The organism is Brevibacterium samyangense (genome assembly GCF_039529845.1).
In the GTDB taxonomy this organism is placed as follows: Bacteria; Actinomycetota; Actinomycetes; order Actinomycetales; family Brevibacteriaceae; genus Brevibacterium; species Brevibacterium samyangense.
This window is the reverse complement of sequence record NZ_BAAANO010000017.1, coordinates 86,551-107,274: the sequence shown is the minus strand read 5'-3', so window position 1 is coordinate 107,274 and position 20,724 is coordinate 86,551. Positions and strand designations below refer to the sequence as shown.

The window sequence follows — 20,724 nt, the reverse complement described above, 5'->3', positions numbered from 1 at the left end:
CCTCGAGTCCGGGCCTTCTGCATCTACGTCGTGGGATGCCAACGGTTTCGAGGAAGCACAACGAATCCGTTCGCCCCGCGCGAAAGGGCTCCACGCGAAAGGGAAAGCGATTCGGTTTCTCTCCGCGGAAGCATGGGAGCTGCAGCGCGGCGTCAGAGGTGCAGACCGCACTCGGTCTTGCCGGTGCCGGCCCAGCGACCCGAACGGGGATCCTCACCCGGCGCGACGCGCCGCGTGCACGGAGCGCACCCGATCGAGGGGTACCCGCGGTCGAGAAGCGGGTTGCGCACGATGTCGTTCTCGGTGATGTACCGGTCCACGTCCGCCTGGGTGAGATTCGCCAGCGGGTTCACCTTCACCATCATGCGGTTCGCGTCCCATTCGACCACCGCGGTGTTCGCCCGTTCGGGGGTCTCGTCGCGACGGATGCCGGACATCCATGCGTGATAGGGCTCAAGCCCGCGTTCGAGCGGTTCGACCTTGCGCCTCCAGCAGCACAGGTCGGGATCCCGCCGGTGGAGTTCCGGACCGAACTCCACATCCTGCTCGGGCACCGACTGTGCGGGGGAGAGGACCGTGAGATCGAGGCGATAACGGGCAGCCACCTCGTCCCGGGTCCGGAGGGTCTCGGGGAAGTGGTAGCCCGTGTCGAGGAAGACCACCGCGATGTCCGGATCGACCTTCGTCGCCACGTCGATGAGGACAGAGTCCGACATCGACGAGGTGAGGCACAGGCGTTCCCCGAACGTGCGGACGGCCCATTCGACGATCCCGGTCGGGCCGGCGGTGTCGAGTGCCGCAGCGGCCTCCTCGGCCAGGGCTGCGAAGTTCTTCCACGTCGAGAGTTGAACGGTCACGCATGCCACCCTAACGGTGTCGGGTGGACCGGTGGTGAATGACGGGTGAGCGGCACGAGGGGAGAGGCCGTGATCGGGGTGGGTATCGTCGGGCGTGTGAGCGAGGCCACGACAGGAATTCGCGGCCAGGAGTGGGTGAAGGTGCAGGTCAAGGCCCCTGTTGCCCGCATGGATGCTGGCCTCGGACCCGAATCACGCGCATGTGGTTCTGGATTTGGCAGCGCGTCCGTGGTCGTATAGAGTTATTCCTCGTTGCCACGGCGAACGGGGCAGCAGGAGCGGCGAGGATTTCGCCGGTTCGCGGATGTGGCTCAGTTGGTAGAGCATCACCTTGCCAAGGTGAGGGTCGCGGGTTCGAGTCCCGTCATCCGCTCGCAGTACTGAATAGAGCACGGTGGGGTGGCCGAGAGGCGAGGCAGCGGCCTGCAAAGCCGTATACGCGGGTTCGAATCCCGTCTCCACCTCGGATCCAGCCGGTCACGGTACTGGACAGCGCATCCATGAGGATGAGCGCGATTGGCGCAGCGGTAGCGCGCTTCCCTGACACGGAAGAGGTCACTGGTTCGATCCCAGTATCGCGCACGGAGTGCACGACAGAAGCACGGACGAATGGCCCGGACTCGAGGAGTCCGGGCCATTCGTGTTTCTCCTTCCATGGTCCCTCGCGTGCACGGGTTCCCGGTGGTGCATGCATTTTCTGTGGCGCAGTGCATGTCGGGAACGGCACGTCGACCCACGCGTCGTACGGGGTGACATCCCAGTAGACTCGGAGAGAACGTTGATGTCCGCATTCCCGACATCCAGTCCTCGACGAGGGAGAGCCATGTCCACCCCGTACAACCCGAACGATCCGTACGGATCCGGATCCGACTCCTACGGCTCGCAGCCGTCCGCCCCGCAGTACGGAGGTGGCTCCGGCGCAGGCCAGTCCGATCCCTACGCAGCCCCGAACGGTCAGCCCGGTTACGGTTCCCAGCCGTCCTACGGCTCCCAGCCCTCCTACGCGGGCCAGGGTTACGGGGCCGATCAGGGTTTCGGGAACGACCAGTTCACCCCGGCGAACCCGGGTGGCCCGAACGATCCCTACGGCTCCTACTCACAGGGTTCCGGCGGGGGCAACACCTCGAAGAACATCTGGGGCATCCTCGCGCTCATCGCCGGCATCATCGGCATCGTCTCGGCGTTCGGCTGGATCGGCGGCCTCATCGGCATCTTCGCGATCATCGCCGGTTTCGTCGGTCTCAAGGCCGTGAAGAACGGTCTCGCGACGAACAAGGGTCTGTCGATCACCGGCATCATCATGGGCTTCGTCGCCGTGGTCCTCACGATCGTGTGGACGATCTTCTTCATCGCGATCATCGCCAACACGTCCACGACGACCACCACGACGGGCGGCCCGGACACCTCCACCGTGGAAACCTCCGATTCCGGTTCCACCGGTGCGGGTGCGGGTTCCGGATCGGATCCGGCCGCGACCGAGGCCGCCGGTGACCCGACGGCGACGGAGTCCGCGGATGGCGGCGACACCGCCGCAGCACCGGCCGGTGAGGGCGTGGAACTCGACGAGGGTGTCACCGCGACGATGTCCGTCGGTCCCGCCCAGCTCGACGAGATCGACAGGGAGTTGCTCGCCGGCGACGGCGATCCGACCGAGTTCGTCCTCACGATCACGAACGACTCCGACGAGGAATTCTCCCTCGAGAACGCGAACCTGGACTGCGTGCTCCCCTCCGGGCGTACGTGCACCGCCATCTACTCGCTCGACTACTCCGGCAGCCTCGTCTTCTACGACCAGCCGACGATCCGCCCGGGTTACTCGGGCGAGTACAAGTTCGCGTACGAGATCCCGGCCGAGGACCTCGCCGGTGTCGAGATCGAGTTCATGCAGGACTACGACGCGGACCCCGTCACCTTCACCCAGGGCTGATCGGCTCCGTACACGGAGCAGGACCACCCCGACGCCCCACCCCCTGACGCCCCGCACGGACGCTTCCGTGCGGGGCGTTAGACTTCACATGCACATCACACCACCGTTGCCGATCACCCCGTATTGGTCAGCGACACGACGCGAGGAGCCTTTCGTGCCCGACATCATTCATCTCGACGGAACCGACATCCCGTTCGAGGAGGGCACGACGGGGACCACCCTGTTCGAGAGCCGCAAGGACGTCGTGGCGATCATGCTCAACGGACAGCCCGCGGACCTCTCCCGGGAGATCTCCGCCGGGGACACGGTCGAGCCGATCACCCTGCAGGACCAGGCCGGCCTCGACATCCTCCGGCACTCGACCGGACACGTCGTCGCCCAAGCGGTCCAGGAACTCTTCCCCGGCACGAAGCTCGGCATCGGCCCCTACATCACCGACGGTTTCTACTTCGACTTCAAGGTCGAGAACCCCTTCACCCCCGAGGACCTCAAGGCCATCGAGAAGAAGGCCCAGCGGATCGTCAAGGAGGGTCAGACCTTCCACCGCGTCGTCGTCACCGAGGACGAGGCGCGCACCCGCATGGCGAACGAGCCCTTCAAGCTCGAACTCATCGGCGACAAGGCGAAGATCGGCGACGGCGGCGACAGTGGCGACGCGGAGGCCTCGGTCGAGGTCGGTGCCGGCGAACTCACGGTGTACGAGAACCGCAATCGCAAGGGCGAGGTCGTGTGGCAGGACCTCTGCCGCGGCCCCCACCTGCCGAGCACGAAGCACATCGGCAACGGATTCGCCGTGACGAAGGCCTCCGCGGCCTACTGGCGCGGTGACCAGGCGAACGACTCGCTCCAGCGCGTGTACGGCACCGCGTGGGCGACGAAGGACGATCTCAAGGCGTACCAGACCCGGATCGCGGAGGCGGAGAAGCGCGACCACCGCAAACTCGGTGTCGAACTCGACCTCTTCTCGTTCCCCGACGAGCTCGGGTCCGGGCTTCCGGTCTTCCACCCCAAGGGCGGCATCATCAAGCGCGTCATGGAGGATTACGTCCGTGAGGCGCACATCAAGGCCGGTTTCGAGTACGTGGGCACCCCCCACATCTCGAAGGAGGAGCTGTTCCACACCTCCGGGCACCTGCCGTACTACGCCGACGGCATGTTCCCGGCGCTGGCCGTCGACGAGGAACGCGATGAGAACGGTGAGGTCACCAAGGCCGGCCAGCCGTACCGCCTCAAGGCGATGAACTGCCCCATGCACAACCTCATCTACCGCTCGCGCGGTCGCTCCTACCGGGAACTCCCGCTGCGCCTCTTCGAGTTCGGGTCGGTGTACCGCTACGAGCCCTCCGGCGTCATCCACGGACTCACCCGCGTGCGCGGCTTCGCGCAGGACGACTCGCACTCGTACGTCACGCAGGAGTCCGCGGCGGACGAGATCCGTCACCTCCTGAACTTCATCCTCGGCCTGCTGCGCGACTTCGGACTCGACGACTTCTACATCGAACTGTCGACCCGTGACGAGGACGGCAGGAAGAAGGACAAGTTCATCGGTTCCGACGAGCAGTGGGCGGAGGCGACCCGCATCCTCGAGGAGGTCGCGACGGAGACCGGTCTCGACCTCGTCCCGGACCCGGGCGGTGCGGCGTACTACGGCCCGAAGATCTCCGTCCAGGCGAAGGACGCGATCGGCCGGACCTGGCAGATGTCCACCGTCCAGTACGACTTCAATCAGCCCGAGCGGTTCGGACTCGAGTACCAGGCCTCCGACGGCACCCGCAAGCAGCCGGTCATGATCCACTCTGCGAAGTTCGGTTCGATCGAACGCTTCATGGGGGTCCTCGTCGAGCACTACGCCGGCGCGTTCCCGGTCTGGCTCTCGCCGGTGCAGGTGACGATGGTCCCGGTGGCCGAGGAGTTCCTGCCCTACGCGGACGAGGTCGCCGCACAGTTGCGCGCCGCGGGTGTCCGGGTCGACGTCGATTCCTCGGACGACCGCTTCCCGAAGAAGATCCGCAATGCCTCGAAGTCGAAGGTGCCCTACACCCTCATCGTCGGCGGCGAGGACCGGGACGCGCAGGCGGTGTCCTTCCGCTTCCGTGACGGCAGCCAGGAGAACGGCGTGCCGGTCGCGGACGCGATCACGACGATCACCGAGGCCATCGCGACCCGCGCCCAGGTGTGACGATGACCGACTCCTCCTCGGATCCCCGCACCCGGGCAGACCCCACGTCCTCTCCGGACCCCACCGGCGCCTCGGCCCCGGTGGGGCCCGGGACCCCTGCCGATCCCGGTTATCCGGCGACGGAGGCCGAGGCGGCGGCCGGGTTCCCCGGCGAACCCGACGGCTTCCAGCGCCTGTGGACCCCGCACCGGATGGTGTACATCGGCGGTCAGGACAAGCCGCTCGACTCCTCCGAGAAGCAGTGCCCGTTCTGCGCGGCTCCCGGCAAGCCCGACGAGGAGGGCCTCGTCGTCGCCCGCGGCAAGGCCGTGTACGCGGTTCTCAACCTCTATCCCTACAACCCCGGCCACCTGCTCATCTGCCCCTACCGCCACGTCGCGGACTACACCGACCTCACGCCCGAGGAAACGGTGGAGCTCGCGGAGTTCACCCAGCGGTCGATGCAGGTGGTCCGCAGCGTCTCCGGTCCCGACGGCTTCAACCTGGGCATGAACCAGGGTGCGGTCGCCGGCGCCGGGATCGCCGCACATCTCCATCAGCACGTGGTGCCCCGTTGGTCCGGGGACGCCAATTTCCTCCCGATCGTCGCCCGCACCAAGGCCCTGCCCCAGGTCCATTCCCAGGTGCGGGAACTGTATTCGAAAGCATGGGAAACCCTATGAAGCCCGAGTCCATCGAACTCCTCGTCTCCGCGAGCAACCCACTCGTGACCGACGGCACGGTCCTCGCCGAGCTGTCCCGGCCCCACCTCGACACGAACTCCTACCTCTCGCAGGTGTTCGCCTTCGGTGAGGACGGTGCTCCCGCTCGCGTCTCGCACGGCTGGAACGACTCCCACCTCGACACCGCCGGGGGAGTCTTCGGTCTGCTGCGGAAGGGAACCGAGGGCGCCCCGCAGCTCCACGTCGGTGCGCACCCGGGCGCCGTCCGCCGGGTGAGCGACCAGCACCTCGGCGTCACCGAGTTCGCCCTCGCCCCCTCGGGCACCGAGGCCGTGTTCGTCTCCCGCGTCCCCGAGGAGGGCCGCTACGGCACGGACCCGCTCGTTCCCGCCACCGCCGAGGCGCCCCGCCGGTTCGGCCGGGCCGTGTCCTTCTCGAACGGGGTCGGATGGACCCTCGACCGCCCGGCGACCCTGTTCCGGGTCGACCTCACCGAACCGGGCCTCGCCGCCACCGGCCTGCTCGGGGGAGAGGACGTTCCCGAGGCCGTGGCGCTCCCGCACCCGGGCCGTGACGTCCGTGATCCCCAGTACTCGCCCTCGGGATCCGTGCTCTCCGTCGTCGCCGCCTATCCGGTCGACGACGCGGTCCTCGACCTCCGTGCCACCGTGTGGATCGTCGGGGAGGCCGAGGCGAGCCCGCTCGAGCTCGGCGAGGTCACCGTCCGGTCCCACGTGTGGGCGGACGACGACACCCTCGTCTTCCTCGGGGCGGCACTGCCGAGCGGTCGGACCGATTTCGTGGCCCAGCTCGGTGGCCTCTTCGTCCACGACCGGAGGACCGGCACCACCCGGCGTCTCACCTCGGACGTCGACGTCGACCTCGCGGGGAACCTCGTGGTCCGCGACGGCATCGCCTACATGACGCTCGTCGACGACGGTGCCGAGCGCATCGTCCGGATCCCGCTCGACGTGTCCACCGGCGGGGCCGGTGCACTCGCGTACGCCGACCTCGACATCCTCTCGCCCGCCGACCACGTCGTCACCGGTTTCGCTCTCGACTCAGGCCGCCTCGTGTACACCGCGGTGACCCCGACGACACCCGGCGCGGTGTATGCGCTCTCCGCGACCGGGGATGCCGCGGCCGCGCCCGCACTCCTCGCGGATCCCGGGGCACCCGAGAACGCGGTGCTCCCGCAGCCGGTGAGTGCACCCACCCCGCTCGGTGACGTGCACGGCTGGGTCGCGATCCCGCACGGTGAGGGGCCGTTCCCCGTCGTCCTCAACATCCACGGCGGCCCCTTCGCGCAGTACACCCACGGGTTCTTCGACGAGACCCAGGTGCTCACCGCCGCCGGGTTCGCGGTCGTCTACTCGAACCCGCGCGGATCCGCCGGACGCGGCCACGCATGGGGCAAGGCCGTGCAGGGCGATTTCGCGGATCCCGCGGCGGCCGACGTGCTCGCGGTGCTCGAGGCCGCTCTCGCCGCGCATCCGGAACTCGACGGTGAGCGACTCGGTGTGCAGGGCGGCTCCTACGGCGGATATCTCACCTCGATGATCATCGGTGCCGACCACCGGTTCCGGGCCGCGATCGTCGAACGGGGATACCTCGTGCCGGACTCCTTCGTCGGTACCTCCGACATCGGTCGGTACTTCAGCGAGCAGTACACGGGCACGGACACGGACAACATCCGCCGCCAGTCCCCGCTCGAACGTGCGAGGTCGACCCGGACGACGACCCTCGTCATGCACTCGGAACTCGACTTCCGGTGCCCGCTCGAGCAGGCGCAGCAGTACTTCGCGGCGCTCCAACGCGCCGGCGTCACCGCGGAGATGCTCGTCTTCCCGGGGGAGAACCACGAACTCTCCCGGTCGGGTCAGCCGCGTCACCGCGTCCAGCGCTTCGAGGCGATGCTCGACTGGTGGACCACCCACCTCGCGCCGGCCGCCGGGGCATGATCCCGCGCGTCCCGTTCCCCGCGTGAGCGCGGGACCGTCCGGCGGCAGTACCTTCCTCGACTCCGCCGGACGCCCCGCGTCCATGCTCCCCGTCGTCACCCGGGCATGTCGTCCCGCGTCCGTCTCCGCCACCGGTGGAGGATCCCGAGGAGGAAACACGTGAAAGTGCGTCAGGCCGCCCGCGTCGTCCTGCTGAACGAAGCAGGGGACGTCTTCCTCCTGCGAGTCTCGGATCTCTACGACCCCGCGAGCCACCGCTGGATGACGTGCGGTGGGGGAGCGGACCTCGGGGAGTCGCCGCTCCAGACGGCGGCCCGGGAACTCGCGGAGGAGACCGGACTCGAGTGCGACCCCTGCGCCCTCATCGGACCGATCGCGGAGCACACCGTTCTCATCGAGTACTCCGACCGTTCCTTCCACCAGCACGAGGTGTTCTACGGGCTGCGGATCGACGAGGACCTCGACCTCGACGACGCGGTGTGGACCGACACGGAGAAGAAGACGATCGACCAGTGGCGGTGGTGGCCGCGTTCCGAACTCGATTCCACCGGCGAGACCGTGTACCCGGCGCGGCTCGGCGAACTCGTCGACCTCGTCCACCGGGGCGAGACCCCGGCGGTCCCGCTCGACCTCGGGGACAGCCTCCACGACCTCCGTCGCTGAGGGGTCGGCGGCGCGCATGTGCGGCCCGGGCACGCGCGGTGACTAGAATGGACCCTCGAAGTCATCCGCCAATCACGAGGAGTCATTCGTGTCAGGTCACTCCAAATGGGCCACCACCAAGCACAAGAAGGCCGCGATCGATGCCAAGCGGGGCAAGCTCTTCGCGAAGCTCATCAAGAACATCGAGGTCGCCGCACGCAACGGTGGTGCCGACGTCGGAGGCAACCCGACCCTCTTCGACGCGATCCAGAAGGCGAAGAAGTCCTCGGTCCCCAATGACAACATCGACCGTGCGGTCAAGCGCGGCGCGGGCCTCGACGGCGGCGGTGTCTCCTACGAGACCATCATGTACGAGGGCTACGCACAGGGCGGCGTCGCACTGCTCATCGAGTGCCTCACCGACAATCGCAACCGGGCCGCTGCGGAGGTCCGCGTCGCGGTGACCCGCAACGGCGGTTCGATGGCGGATCCGGGTTCGGTCGCCTACAACTTCAACCGCAAGGGCGTCATCGTCGTCCCCGCCGAGGGTACCGACGAGGACACGATCCTCGAGGCGACGCTCGACGCGGGTGCCGAGGAGGTCAAGGAGAGCGGCGACACCTTCGAGATCATCTGCGAGGCCACCGACCTCGTGGCGGTCCGGACCGCGCTCCAGGACGCCGGGATCGACTACGACTCGGCGGAGGCCGCGTTCGTGCCGAACCTCGAGGTCCCGCTCGACGCGGAGACCGCGAAGAAGGTCTTCAACCTCATCGACGCCCTCGAGGACAGCGACGAGGTGCAGAACGTCTACTCGAACGCCGACGTGTCCGACGAGGTCCTCGCGCAGCTCGACGCCGAAGACTGAGCGTGCGCATCCTCGGAGTCGACCCCGGGCTCACCCGTTGTGGGCTCGGGGTCATCGACGCCGGGAACGCCCGGACCGCGCGGCTCGTCGCGGTGGACGTCGTCCGGACCCCGGCCGACGCCTCGGTCGACGTCCGCCTCGGCGCCCTCGCCGAGGCGTTCGACTCCTTCCTCGACACGCACCGCCCGGACGTGGTGAGCATCGAACGGGTGTTCGCCCGCAACGACGTGTCGACGATCATGGGAACCGCTCAGGCCTCGGGCCTCACGATGGGCCTCGCCGCGCGCCGCGGACTGCCCGTCGCGATGCACACGCCCTCGGAGGTCAAGGCCGCGGTGACCGGCAACGGTCGGGCCGACAAGAAACAGATGACCCACATGGTCACACGGATCCTCAAGCTCGACGCCCCGCCGCGACCGGCGGACGCCGCGGACGCCCTCGCACTCGCGATCTGCCATCTGTGGCGCGGCGCCTCGGCGGCGACGAGCACCCCGGGGGCGACGAAGGACCTGCTGGCCCGCCAGGCGCAGGGCCGCCAGGGATCCGGGCTCACCCGTGCTCAGGAACAGTGGGCACGGGCGATCCGCCGCTCCCGCGAATGAGCGGAGATCGCGGCAGCGCGGTCGCGCCGGGTTCACGAGCGGACCGTGCACCGTCCGTGCCATGCCCTAGACTCCTATTCGTACATCAGTTCCCACAGGAGTTCGAGTGATCACCCTTCTTCACGGTTACGTGCACAGCATCCGCCCCGACAGCGTCACGCTCGTCACGCAGGGTGTCGGCCGGAAGGTCCTCGTGTCGCCGGCTCTCGCGCTCTCGCTGCGGCACGGTCAGGAGACCGAACTCCACACCTTCCTCGTCGTCCGCGAGGACTCGCTCACCCTCTTCGGTTTCGGGTCCGAGGACGAACGCGATCTCTTCGAGGTCCTCCAGACGATCTCCGGGATCGGTCCGAAACTCGCCCTCGCGATCACCGCCGTGCTCTCCCCGGCGGAACTGCGGCGGGCGGTCCGGGCGGAGGACGACAAGGCGTTCATCGCCGTTCCCGGGATCGGCAAGAAGGTCGCCGCCCGCCTCCTGCTCGAACTCGCCGGCAAACTCGACTCCCTGCCGGGCGGGGACCTTCCGGTCGCCGCGTCCGGAGGAACTCCCGTCGCGGAGGAACCGGAGACGGGTCGGTCCGCCGCTGCCTCCCAGGTCGTCGAGGCGCTCGAGGGTCTGGGCTGGAAGACCTCGGACGCCGAGAAGGCCGTCGACGCGATCTCCGGCAGCGTGGCCGAGGACGACGTCTCCGGTCTCCTGCGGGCCGCGCTCAAGCACCTCGGAGGTCGTGGATGACACCCGGGAGCTACGAGGTCGAGTTCGGGGAGTCCGGCCCCACGGGCCCCGAACTCCAGCGTCTCACCGGCGCCGGGGCGGACGACGCCGAGCGCGTCCAGGAGGCAGCACTCCGCCCGAAGGGCCTCGCCGAGTTCGTGGGGCAGCCCCAGGTACGGGACCAGCTGTCCCTCGTCCTCGACGCCGCGAAGGTCCGCGGCAAGGCGCCGGACCACGTGCTCCTCTCGGGCCCTCCCGGCCTCGGCAAGACGACCCTCGCGATGATCATCGCGGCCGACATGGGCTCTCAGATCCGCGTCACCTCGGGGCCGGCCGTGCAGCACGCGGGTGATCTCGCTGCGATCCTCTCCTCCCTCGAGGAGGGGGAGGTCCTCTTCATCGACGAGATCCACCGGGTCGCCCGGGCCGCCGAGGAGATGCTCTACGTCGCGATGGAGGACTTCCGGGTCGACGTCATCGTCGGCAAGGGTCCCGGTGCGACCGCGATCCCCCTCGACCTCCCGCCCTTCACCCTCGTCGGGGCCACCACCCGTTCGGGGCTGCTCCCGGCGCCGCTGCGGGACCGCTTCGGGTTCACCGGACATCTCGACTTCTACTCGATCGAGGACCTGCAGACGGTACTCACCCGGTCGGCCCGGATGCTCGGGATCGAGGCGACCCCCGGCGGGCTGGGGGAGATCGCCGGGCGGTCCCGCGGTACCCCGCGTATCGCGAACCGGCTGTTGCGCCGCGTGCGCGACTGGGCCCAGGTGCGCGGCCGGGGGATCGTCGACCTCGAGGCGGCGAAGGCCGCACTTCTCGTGTACGAGGTGGACGAACGCGGACTCGACAGGCTCGACCGCAGCGTGCTCTCCGCCCTGTGCCGTCGCTTCGGCGGGGGACCGGTCGGCCTCAACACCCTCGCGGTCTCCGTCGGCGAGGAACCCGACACCGTCGGGGAGGTCGCGGAACCCTTCCTCGTCCGCGAGGGTCTGCTCTCCCGGACCCCGCGCGGTCGGATCGCGACCGTCGAGGGGTGGCGGCACCTCGGGCTCACCCCGCCGGACACGATCCCCACGGTCTGAGCACCGCGTGCCGCACCCCTCGGACGGGTACGGCTTCGCTCGTGGGCACCTCCGTGCCGGCTGGGGCAGCGGGTTGTTCCCGGCCGGTAGACTGGCGCACCGAACACCCTTCTTCCGACAGAAAGGCCCCTCGTGGACCTCTCCATGATCATGCTCCTCGCTCTCGGAGCGCTGCTCATCTTCTTCATGTTCAACTCGAACCGGAAGCGGAAGGCGCAGCAGGAGCAGATGGCCGAGCGCCTCGTGCCCGGTGCCACCGTCATGACGACCTTCGGCCTCTACGGCACCGTCGTCTCGGTCGACAGCGACGCCAACAAGGTGACGATCGAATCGACCCCGGGCACCACGCTCGTCGTCCACCGCCAGGCGATAGGACAGGTCGAGGCCCCGGTCGTCGCGGAGCCCACCGCGGACTCCGCCTCGTCGTTCGGTGCGGACTCCTCCGACGCGAAGGACACCGACGCACCCGGACCGTTCGGCCGTGACGACGACCGCCCGACCGGCGGTCCGTTCGGCGACGACGACAAGCGCTGAGCCCCGNNNCCCCCCCTTCCCGTTCGACCTCCTCTTCGCCGCCGGGCCTCGAGCCGGTCGGCCCTCCACCCGAAAGAAGTGCGTACGTGTCAGCACCCGTGAACAAACCGCGGCCGGGTCTGCGGTTCATCTGGTTGGGCATCGTCACCGCCGTCATCGCGATGCTCGTCGGCGGCGGCATGATCTGGTCGGATGCGAAACCGACTCCCGACCTCGCGCTCGACCTCGAGGGCGGTACCTCGATCATCCTCGAACCGCAGGTCGGCGAGGACGTGCAGATCACCCAGGAACAGCTCACCCAGGCGGTGTCGATCATCCGACAGCGCGTCGACTCCACCGGTGTCTCCGAGGCGGAGATCACCACCCAGGGCGACCGCAACATCGTCGTGAATCTGCCGGGCAACCCGGACGAGGAGACTCGCAATCTCGTGCGTTCGTCCGCCCAGCTCGAGTTCCGTCGCGTCGCCTACATCGGTGATCCGCGGTCGCAGGAGAAGATCGACGCCGAGGCGTCCGCGACCGGATCCGAATCCGCACCCGAGCTCTCCGAGGAGGACCAGGCCCGCCTCGACGAACTGCTCGGCGGCAACGGGACCGCTCCCGCGGAGGACGCTCCCGCGGAGGACGCGAACGCCGGTGGCGCCGTCGAGGCCGCTTCCACCGCCGCGCCGGTCCCGGGCCCGGCCGGCTCGACCGACGGTGCACCCGCACCGGCGGCGACGGAGACCGCCGCACCCGAGGAGTCTGCGGAGGCCCCGACACAGCACCCGGTCTTCGACCCGATGACGGACACCACGTGGATGCAGGACCCGGACCTCCTCGCCGAGTTCCAGGCCCTCGACTGCACGGACCCGGCGAACCGCACCGGTGGCACCGCGAAGGCGGCCGACGCACCGGTGGTGTCCTGCTCGCAGGACGGTTCGGCCAAGCTCATCCTCGGGCCCGTCGAACTCGCCGGCTCCCATGTGACGAACGCCGAATGGGGATTCGAGTCCACGTCGACCGGTGCCCAGACGCAGAACCTCGCCGTCACCATCGAGTTCGACGACGAGGGCAAGACCGTCTTCGGTCAGATCACCTCGGCGATCACCGGTCAGCAGGCGCCCTTCAACCAGTTCGCGATCGTCCTCGACGGTCTCGTGCTCTCCGCGCCGGCCTCGCAGACCGCGGTGCTCGACGGTCGCGCACAGATCACCGGTTCGTTCACGCAGCAGGAGGCGGAGACCCTCGCCAACCAGCTGAAGAACGGCGCACTGCCGATCAGCTTCCAGGTCCAGAGCGAGGAGCAGATCTCCCCGACCCTCGGAGCCGAGTACCTCGCGTACGGCCTCATCGCCGGAGGCATCGGTCTGCTGCTCGTCGTCGTCTACTCGGTCTTCCAGTACCGGGCACTCGCGTTCGTCACGATCTCCAGCCTCGCCGTCGCCGGGGTGCTCACGTATCTGCTCCTGCTGTTCGTGTCCTGGCGGTACGGCTATCGACTGTCCCTCGCGGGCGTCGCCGGCATCATCGTCGGTATCGGTATGACAGCGGACTCCTTCATCGTGTACTTCGAACGTGTCCGTGACGAACTCCGATCGGGCCGTCGTCTCACCTCCGCGGTGGAGATCGGATGGGACCGCGCGAAACGCACCATCTACGCCTCGAAGGCCGTCAACATGCTCGCGGCGGTCATCCTCTACATCCTCGCCGTCGGGAGCGTCCGCGGGTTCGCGTTCACCCTGGGTCTCACGGTGATCGTCGACATCGTCCTCGTCGTGCTCTTCACCCACCCGATGCTGCAGGTCCTCGCGCGGACCCGGTTCTTCGGTGAGGGGCACCCGATGTCCGGGATGGATCCGCGCCAGCTCGGGGTGAAGCAGGCGGCGTACCGCGGTGCGATGAACCTCGACCTCGAGAAGGCGCAGGAGCTCTCCAAGAAGGAGAAACGGTCCTCGTACCGGGAGGCGCTCAAACGCCAGAAGGCCACCGAGCGCAAGCAGGCGGAGGCGGCCTCCGGTCGTGCCGGCCGGGCCGGGCACGAGGGGCTGTCCCTCGCCGAACGCAAAGCCCTGCGCGAGGCCGAATCCACCACCGAACCGAAGGGAGGCGAAGACCGATGAAACGCTTCTTCGCATGGGGCAATGCCCTCCACAGCGGTGAGACCTCCATTCCCTTCGTCCCGAAGGCGAAACTGTGGCTCACGATCGCCGCGGTGCTCGTCGTCCTCTCGGCGCTCGTGCCGCTCGTCCGCGGATTCAACTTCGGTATCGCCTTCACCGGGGGTTCTGAGTTCCAGGTCACCAACGTCACGGACACCGCCGCCGGCCCCGGGACCGAGGCGGTCACCTCGGTCGTGCCGGGGGCCGCTCCCGAGGTCGTCCCGACCTCGAGCACCGCGGTGAAGATCGAGACCGAGCAGCTCACCGACGACCAGATGCAGCAGGTGCGTACCGCCCTCGTCGAGACCTACGCGGTCGCGGACGCGGATGTCACCTCGACGTTCATCGGCCCCACCTGGGGTCAGGACGTCACCGAGAAGATGCTCCGCGCCCTCGTGATCTTCGTCGGCCTCGCGATGATCATCATGGCGCTGTACTTCCGGACGTGGAAGATGTCCCTCGCCGCGATCGTCGGCCTCTTCTTCGTCCTCGTCGTCACCATCGGGCTGTACTCGACCTTCGGATTCGAGATCACGCCCGAGGCAATGATCGGCTTCCTCACGGTCCTCAGCTTCGCGCTGTACGACACGGTCGTCGTGTTCGACAAGATCCGCGAGACGACGAGCGGGTTCCGGGACAACCACCGGATGAAGTTCTCCGAGCTCGTCAACCTCGGTGTGAACCAGACGACCGTGCGGTCGATCAACACCTCGGTGATCTCGGTCCTGCCGATCGCTGCGATCCTCGTCATCGGTGTCGTCGTCCTCGGTGCCGGTACGCTCACCGACATTTCCCTGTCGCTCTTCATCGGCACGATCGTCGCCGCCGCTTCGACGCTGTTCGTCGCGAGCCCGCTGTATGCGCTCCTGCGCAGCCGGGAGGAGGACGTCGTCCACCAGGAGAAGGCCGTCGCGGACCACCGCACCGAACACGGACTGCCCGATCGCGCCCCCGTCCTGTTCGAGGGTTCGCCCGCCTGAGCGGTACCATGAAGCACCACACCCAGTACCCCGGTGAGGACACCCGCTCGGTGTCCTGACCGGGGTACACGCTCATCCACGTAGGGAGAACATCATGGCGAATCCGGTCGACGGCACCTCCGACGTCGCACGCCGGCCGCGCGGCTTCTCCCGGCTCGCGTGGTGGACCTCCCGGTCCCAGCAGACGCCGCAGTACCCGAAGGCGCTCGGCCCGCTCCTGCAGTCCGTCGAGCACTACCACCCGAAGTCCGACGTCGATCTCATCGTCCGTGCGTACCGGGTCGCGGAGAAGGCCCACCGCGGGCAGATGCGCAAGAGCGGCGATCCGTACATCACGCATCCGGTGGCCGTCGCGACGATCCTCGCCGAGATCGGCATGACGACGACGACCCTCGCCGCGGCCCTCCTCCACGACACCGTCGAGGACACCGAGTACTCCCTCGACGACCTCCGGGCCGACTTCGGCGACGAGATCGCCCTCATGGTCGACGGGGTGACGAAGCTCGACAAGATCCACTACGGCGAGGCGGCGAAGTCGGAGACCGTCCGCAAGATGATCGTCGCGATGTCCCGGGACATCCGCGTGCTCGTCATCAAGCTCGCCGACCGTCTGCACAACGCCCGCACGTGGAAGTACGTGCCGGCGACCTCGAGCGAACGCAAGGCGAAGGAGACGCTCGAGATCTTCGCGCCGCTGGCCCACCGCCTCGGCATGAACACCATCAAGTGGGAACTCGAGGACCTCTCGTTCCAGGTGCTCCATCCGAAGGTCTACGAGGAGATCGTCCGCCTCGTCGCCGAGCGCACGCCCGAACGCGAGAAGTACCTCGCGATCATCTCGAAGGAGCTCGGGGACGAGCTCGCCGCCTCCTCGATCCAGGGCACCATCACCGGACGGCCCAAGCACTACTACTCGATCTACCAGAAGATGATCGTGCGCGGTCACGACTTCGCGGACATCTACGATCTCGTCGGGGCCCGGATCCTCGTGGAGACGGTGCGTGAGTGCTATGCGGTCCTCGGTCTCGTCCACGCCCGGTGGTCGCCGGTCGCGGGCCGCTTCAAGGACTACATCGCGATGCCGAAGTACAACATGTACCAGAGCCTCCACACGACCGTGATCGGTCCCTACGGCAAACCGGTGGAGATCCAGATCCGGACGAACGAGATGCACCGCCGCGCCGAGTTCGGTGTCGCCGCGCACTGGAAGTACAAGGACCGGGGGCGGGTCGACCCCGCATCGATCAACGCCGCCGGCGGGCGGATGGCGAAGGTCCAGGACTCCGGAGAGGTCGATCAGGTCGCGTGGTTGCGGCAACTGCTCGACTGGCAGCGGGAGACCGAGGACCCGGACGAGTTCCTCGACAACCTCCGCTTCGAGGTGAACTCGAAGGAGGTCTACGCCTTCACCCCGAAGGGCGACATCATCCCGCTGCCGGCGGAGTCGACACCCGTCGACTTCGCGTACGCCGTCCACACCGAGGTCGGGCACAAGACCATGGGGGCACGCGTCAACGGGCGTCTCGTGTCTCTCGACACCCCTCTCGGCAACGGCGACGTCGTCGAGATCTTCACCTCGAAGGACGAGCACGCCGGCCCCAGCCGCGACTGGCTCGCCTTCGTCAAGAGTCCGCGTGCCCGCAACAAGATCCGGCAGTGGTTCTCGAAGGAACGGCGTGAGGAGGCGATCGAGACCGGGCGCGAACAGCTCGCCCGCGCGATGCGCCGTCATCACCTCTCGGCGGACAGGCTCATGAGCCAGGAAGCACTCCTCGTCGTCGCGAACGAGCAGCGCCTCGCGGACGTCTCGGCACTGTACGCGGCGATCGGCAACGGCACGATGTCCGCGGCCCACGTCGTCGATCTCCTCGCGAAGGAGGTCCAGGGGGACGACGAGGACGAGGTCGCACCGGCACCGCCGACGAACCCGACCGGCAAGTCCCGGGGACACCACTCGTCGTCGAACGGGATCCGGGTCCGCGGCGCGGACGACATCCTCGTGAAACTCGCCCGGTGCTGCACCCCGGTGCCGGGGGACCGGATCGTCGGATTCGTCACCCGCGGTACGGGGGTCTCCGTCCACCGCGACGACTGCAAGAACGTCGAGAACCTCAAGCGCGAGCCCGAGCGCATCGTCGAGGTGAGCTGGGCGGACAACGCGATCGGTGTGTACCTCGTCCAGATCCAGGTCGAGGCCCTCGATCGCCCGGGTCTGCTCTCGGACATCACGAAGGTGCTGTCCGAGAACCACGTGAATATCCTCTCGGCGTCCGTCGCCACGTCGAAGGCCCGGGTCGCACAGTCGCGGTTCGTTTTCGAGATGTCCGACGCGAAACAGCTCGGCACCGTCATCGGCGCCGTGCGGAAGGTCGACGGCGTGTTCGACGTCTACCGCATCACCGGCAGCTGAGGATTCCGGCCCGCCGGTGTCTCACAGCCCGCGGAGGGCGCGGTCGACGAGCGCCCGGAGGGTCATGAGTCCCGGCAGGCGGTACGCTCCGGCGATGTACTCCCCGAAGTCCTGCCGATGTTCCTCCGGAAGGGTGAGGAGGACCGCGCGCGCCTCGGTGAGCGCCGCCTCGGGGAGGTCCTCCGGAGCGACCCGGGCCACCGGGGCCCCGGTCTCCGCCCGCAGATCCGCGAGCACCCGGTCGACCGTCGTCATGAGGACGTCACGGAGAGTCCGTTCGCGGGTCGTCACCGCGATCCCCGAGAGCAGGGCGATCTCCGACGGATCGAGGTTCTTCTCGTGGACCGTGCACGCGAGCTGTGCTCCCCGCAACCGCCTGCGCCGCGCCGTCGTGTACTCCGGCGTCACCGGGCCGAGCCCCTGCCCCCACCACACCCAGTACGCCGAGCGGTGGGAGAGCACGAGCCGGTTCACGGGAGCCGGTCCGAGTGCCTGCGCGCGCACGTGGGCATCGACCCGCGTGCCGACGGCGACCCAGCAGTCCGGGGCGATCCGGTGGAGCAGACCGTCGAGGGCGAGATCGACGAGCTCGTGGTAGTCGAGGGGTGCTCCGGTACGAAGAAGGTCCGCCATGGACCCATCCTGCGGGAGGGATCCACGGCGGACCAGGGGGAACCGGCGATCTGTGGACGGACGCGTCCTCGGGTCACAGTTCCCGTCCGTGCGGAGTGTGGGGCCCGAAGCCCCGGATCAGCCGAGTTCCTCGGCGGTCCGGGAGAGCGTCTCGAACCACGCACGGCGGGCATCGAGGGCCTCCTGGGCCTTCGCGATCCGCTTCGCGTCGCCGCTCGCCTGGGCCTTCGCGAGGTCCGCCTCGAGATCTGCGATGGCTTCCTCGAGCTGGGCGAGGGCGCCCGAGGTGCGGGCCTGCTTCTCCGGATCCGTCGCCTTCCAGCGGGCGTCCTCGGCATCCGCGAACGCCTGTTCGACCGCGCGCAGGCCGTTCTCCATCCGGGAGACGTCCGCGCGCGGGACGCGCCCGGCGTCCTCCCACTTCTCCTGGATCGCCCGGAGCTTCTCCTTGTCGCGGGCGAGGTCCGTCACCGGGAGGAGCGCCTGGGCCTCGGCGAGGAGAGCCTCCTTGACGACGAGGTTCTCGGCGAACTCGGCGTCGAGCGCCTCGTTCTCCTTCTGGCGCGCGGCGTAGAAGACGTCCTGGGCGGCACGGAAACGGGCCCACAGGGCGTCGTCGTCCTTGCGACCGGCGCGCGGGGCGGCCTTCCAGCGATCCATGAGAGCGCGGTACTTCGCGCCGGTCTCCCGCCAATCGGTGGACGTGGAGAGCGCCTCGGCCTCCGCGACGAGCTTCTCCTTGATGCGCTTGCCCTCGGCGTTGCGCTTGTCGAGGTTCGCGAAGTACTCGCGGCGGTGCCGGTCGAAGGTGTTGCGGGCCTTCGAGAACCGGCCCCAGAGTTCCTGGTCGGTCGCGCGCGGCAGGCGCGGCGTCGTCGCCTGCAGGTGCTTCCAGTTCTCGAACAGCTCGATCATCCGGGCACCGGAGTTCTTCCACTGGATGCGGGCAGGGTCCGTGCCGGCGATCGCCTCGGCCTCCTCGACGATCGCGGTGCGGGCACGCAGGCCCTCGTCCCGTGCTTCGAGGTGGGCCTTCTGCTGGGCGATCGAGACCTCCTTCGCCTTCGCTTCGATCTCGGTGAGGCGGGTTCGGAGGGCCTCGAGATCACCGACCACGTGCGCCTCGGCGAGGGCTTCCGTCTGCTTCTGCGCGGACTGCCGGATCGAATCGCCCGAGGCCCCGGCGCTCAGGCGTTCCTCGAGGAGCGCGGCGGCGTCGACGAGGTCGAGGTACTTGCGGGCGAAGTACTCGAGTGCCGCCTCCGCGGTGGCATCGGGGTACTGGCCGACCGCGCGCTCGGTGTCGCCGGTCCGGACGAACACCGTCGTGTCCTCCGCGACGCGTCCGAATGCGGCGGCGGCCGCGAGCTCCGCGGACCGGTCGCGTTCGGTCACGGCGGCCGGGCGGGCCGCGGCGACCGTGGGCTTCACGGCACTGGGGGAGGGCGCACCGGGTTTCGGCGCGAGCGCGCTCGGCTTCGGCACGGGTGCCGGCTTCGGTGCGTCGGTCTTCCGGGTGGCGTCGTCGGTCATGGGAGCACCTTGTCATTGCGTCGGTCGAACCGGTCCGGCAGCGACCCGCGGTCCGGCAGGTGCTGCGGCCGGCGCGGGGTCTGCGGTCCGATCACTCGACTGTGGTCAGAACCCGACCAGCATATCGAGATTTCGCCTCGTCACCGGCCTCTAGGATGACGGACATGGAGATCACCGCGGTCCGTGCCGCCTTCCTCGACGTCAACTGTTACGCCGTCGCCGCCGAGTCGACCGGCCCAAGTCCGCGTGAGTGCGTCCTCGTCGACGCCGGTTCCGAGTGCGCCCCCGACCTCGCCCGCGTTCTCGCCGACCTGCGATGGGAACCCGTCGCGATCCTTCTCACACACGGGCACCTCGACCACGTGCTCGGGCTGCCGGCGGTACGGTCGACATGGGACGTGCCGGTCCACATCGGGGCCGCGGACGCCTACCGGCTCACGGACCCGGCGGCCCACACCTCGGCGGAACTCGCCGCCCACGTCGCCGACCGGACGGCCGGGTGGACGACCCCTGCGCACGTCCCCGTCGCCTCGGGCACGGACCTCGAGTTCGCGGGCCTGCGGATCTCCGCGACCGAGGCACCGGGCCACACCGAGGGCTCGACCCTCTGGCGGGTGACGGATCCGCAGGCCGCCGGCACGGTCGACGAGGTCCTCTTCACCGGTGACGTCCTCTTCGCCGGTTCCGTCGGGCGGACCGACCTGCCCGGTGGTGATCCGGAGGCGATGCAGCGGACGATCGGGATGCTCCGTACCCTGCCGGACACCCCCGTCCTGCCCGGCCACGGACCGCTCACCCAGCTGTCGCGGGAGATCGAGACGAATCCGTTCTTCTGAGGCGAACGTCCGCTCCCGAGGGCCGGTCGGACGTCACCGGGGTGAGCGTCCGATCCGCGGCGTCACCGGTTCCCGACTGCGGGGTCCGTGCCACCCGGGCCGGTGCGGTCGGGGGAGACCCGTCTCCTAGAATGAGGTGTCACGCCCGTCCCTCCCAAG

The 20,724-nt window shown here is 68.7% G+C and carries 17 protein-coding genes and 3 tRNA genes; 17 read left to right on the top strand and 3 right to left on the bottom strand.

The genetic code is table 11. The features are described 5' to 3' along the window. Window positions 1–152: 152 nt before the first annotated feature. Entirely contained in the window at window positions 153–857 is a 705-nt protein-coding gene (locus ABD172_RS09675) for a phosphoadenylyl-sulfate reductase (RefSeq protein ID WP_344309127.1), read from the bottom strand. A gap of 300 nt (window positions 858–1,157) precedes the next feature. Here ABD172_RS09675 and ABD172_RS09670 point away from each other — a divergent pair. The 16 genes from ABD172_RS09670 to ABD172_RS09595 all read left to right on the top strand — a co-directional run bounded on the left by ABD172_RS09670 (window position 1,158) and on the right by ABD172_RS09595 (window position 17,563). Next, a tRNA-Gly gene (locus ABD172_RS09670) sits at window positions 1,158–1,230 on the top strand. 20 nt (window positions 1,231–1,250) lie between these two features. Further along, window positions 1,251–1,321: transfer RNA gene (locus ABD172_RS09665), tRNA-Cys, on the top strand. A gap of 46 nt (window positions 1,322–1,367) precedes the next feature. Beyond that, window positions 1,368–1,439, top strand: a tRNA-Val gene (locus ABD172_RS09660). 241 nt (window positions 1,440–1,680) lie between these two features. Beyond that, entirely contained in the window at window positions 1,681–2,784 is a 1,104-nt protein-coding gene (locus ABD172_RS09655; protein WP_344309126.1) for a DUF4190 domain-containing protein, read from the top strand. 154 nt (window positions 2,785–2,938) lie between these two features. Then, the gene (gene thrS, locus ABD172_RS09650) at window positions 2,939–4,963 is read left to right on the top strand and encodes a threonine--tRNA ligase (RefSeq protein WP_344309125.1); all 2,025 of its coding nucleotides are present in this window, start codon (window positions 2,939–2,941) and stop codon (window positions 4,961–4,963) included. Window positions 4,964–4,965: 2 nt separating this feature from the next. Then, window positions 4,966–5,625, top strand: a complete 660-nt coding sequence (locus ABD172_RS09645; protein ID WP_344309124.1) for an HIT family protein — start codon at window positions 4,966–4,968, stop codon at window positions 5,623–5,625. Continuing rightward, complete coding sequence (locus tag ABD172_RS09640; RefSeq protein WP_344309123.1) at window positions 5,622–7,586, top strand: alpha/beta hydrolase family protein; 1,965 nt, start codon at window positions 5,622–5,624, stop codon at window positions 7,584–7,586. Before ABD172_RS09645 ends, ABD172_RS09640 begins: the two co-directional genes overlap by 4 nt. Window positions 7,587–7,745: 159 nt before the next feature. Continuing rightward, on the top strand, window positions 7,746–8,249 hold the full coding sequence (locus ABD172_RS09635) for an NUDIX hydrolase (protein ID WP_344309122.1): 504 nt from the start codon (window positions 7,746–7,748) through the stop codon (window positions 8,247–8,249). An 88-nt stretch (window positions 8,250–8,337) separates the two neighbouring features. Continuing rightward, window positions 8,338–9,096 carry a YebC/PmpR family DNA-binding transcriptional regulator gene (locus ABD172_RS09630; RefSeq protein WP_344309121.1) on the top strand — a complete coding sequence of 253 codons (759 nt, stop codon included), beginning with the start codon at window positions 8,338–8,340 and terminating at the stop codon, window positions 9,094–9,096. Between the two features lie 2 nt (window positions 9,097–9,098). After that, entirely contained in the window at window positions 9,099–9,698 is a 600-nt protein-coding gene (gene ruvC / locus ABD172_RS09625; protein WP_344309120.1) for a crossover junction endodeoxyribonuclease RuvC, read from the top strand. Between the two features lie 106 nt (window positions 9,699–9,804). Beyond that, window positions 9,805–10,434 carry a Holliday junction branch migration protein RuvA gene (ruvA, locus tag ABD172_RS09620; RefSeq protein ID WP_344309119.1) on the top strand — a complete coding sequence of 210 codons (630 nt, stop codon included), beginning with the start codon at window positions 9,805–9,807 and terminating at the stop codon, window positions 10,432–10,434. After that, window positions 10,431–11,498 carry a Holliday junction branch migration DNA helicase RuvB gene (gene ruvB / locus ABD172_RS09615; protein ID WP_344309117.1) on the top strand — a complete coding sequence of 356 codons (1,068 nt, stop codon included), beginning with the start codon at window positions 10,431–10,433 and terminating at the stop codon, window positions 11,496–11,498. Before ruvA ends, ruvB begins: the two co-directional genes overlap by 4 nt. Window positions 11,499–11,630: 132 nt before the next feature. After that, window positions 11,631–12,032 carry a preprotein translocase subunit YajC gene (gene yajC / locus ABD172_RS09610; protein WP_344309115.1) on the top strand — a complete coding sequence of 134 codons (402 nt, stop codon included), beginning with the start codon at window positions 11,631–11,633 and terminating at the stop codon, window positions 12,030–12,032. An 86-nt stretch (window positions 12,033–12,118) separates the two neighbouring features. Then, window positions 12,119–14,134, top strand: coding sequence for a protein translocase subunit SecD (gene secD / locus ABD172_RS09605; RefSeq protein ID WP_344309113.1), 2,016 nt, complete (start codon window positions 12,119–12,121; stop codon window positions 14,132–14,134). Beyond that, a complete protein-coding gene (gene secF, locus ABD172_RS09600; protein ID WP_344309111.1) occupies window positions 14,131–15,153 on the top strand; it encodes a protein translocase subunit SecF in 1,023 nt (340 codons plus the stop codon). The genes secD and secF overlap by 4 nt, the downstream gene beginning before the upstream one ends. A gap of 94 nt (window positions 15,154–15,247) precedes the next feature. Beyond that, the gene (locus ABD172_RS09595) at window positions 15,248–17,563 is read left to right on the top strand and encodes a RelA/SpoT family protein (protein WP_344309109.1); all 2,316 of its coding nucleotides are present in this window, start codon (window positions 15,248–15,250) and stop codon (window positions 17,561–17,563) included. A gap of 21 nt (window positions 17,564–17,584) precedes the next feature. Here ABD172_RS09595 and ABD172_RS09590 read toward each other — a convergent pair whose 3' ends face one another. Further along, window positions 17,585–18,196 (bottom strand): hypothetical protein, encoded by a 612-nt coding sequence (locus tag ABD172_RS09590; RefSeq protein ID WP_344309107.1) that lies wholly within the window; start codon window positions 18,194–18,196, stop codon window positions 17,585–17,587. A gap of 117 nt (window positions 18,197–18,313) precedes the next feature. After that, a complete protein-coding gene (locus tag ABD172_RS09585; RefSeq protein ID WP_344309105.1) occupies window positions 18,314–19,729 on the bottom strand; it encodes a DUF349 domain-containing protein in 1,416 nt (471 codons plus the stop codon). A gap of 164 nt (window positions 19,730–19,893) precedes the next feature. Here ABD172_RS09585 and ABD172_RS09580 point away from each other — a divergent pair, with 164 nt between their 5' ends. Beyond that, window positions 19,894–20,565, top strand: coding sequence for an MBL fold metallo-hydrolase (locus tag ABD172_RS09580; protein ID WP_344309103.1), 672 nt, complete (start codon window positions 19,894–19,896; stop codon window positions 20,563–20,565). Window positions 20,566–20,724: the final 159 nt, after the last annotated feature.

Coding starts and splice junctions, on each gene's coding strand:
- secF (WP_344309111.1), top strand. CDS start 14,131: ATGAAACGCTTCTTCGCATGGGGCAATGCCCTCCACAGCGGTGAGACC.
- ABD172_RS09595 (WP_344309109.1), top strand. CDS start 15,248: ATGGCGAATCCGGTCGACGGCACCTCCGACGTCGCACGCCGGCCGCGC.
- ABD172_RS09585 (WP_344309105.1), bottom strand. CDS start 19,729: ATGACCGACGACGCCACCCGGAAGACCGACGCACCGAAGCCGGCACCC.
- ABD172_RS09655 (WP_344309126.1), top strand. CDS start 1,681: ATGTCCACCCCGTACAACCCGAACGATCCGTACGGATCCGGATCCGAC.
- ABD172_RS09640 (WP_344309123.1), top strand. CDS start 5,622: ATGAAGCCCGAGTCCATCGAACTCCTCGTCTCCGCGAGCAACCCACTC.
- ABD172_RS09590 (WP_344309107.1), bottom strand. CDS start 18,196: ATGGCGGACCTTCTTCGTACCGGAGCACCCCTCGACTACCACGAGCTC.
- ABD172_RS09580 (WP_344309103.1), top strand. CDS start 19,894: ATGGAGATCACCGCGGTCCGTGCCGCCTTCCTCGACGTCAACTGTTAC.
- ruvB (WP_344309117.1), top strand. CDS start 10,431: ATGACACCCGGGAGCTACGAGGTCGAGTTCGGGGAGTCCGGCCCCACG.
- ABD172_RS09645 (WP_344309124.1), top strand. CDS start 4,966: ATGACCGACTCCTCCTCGGATCCCCGCACCCGGGCAGACCCCACGTCC.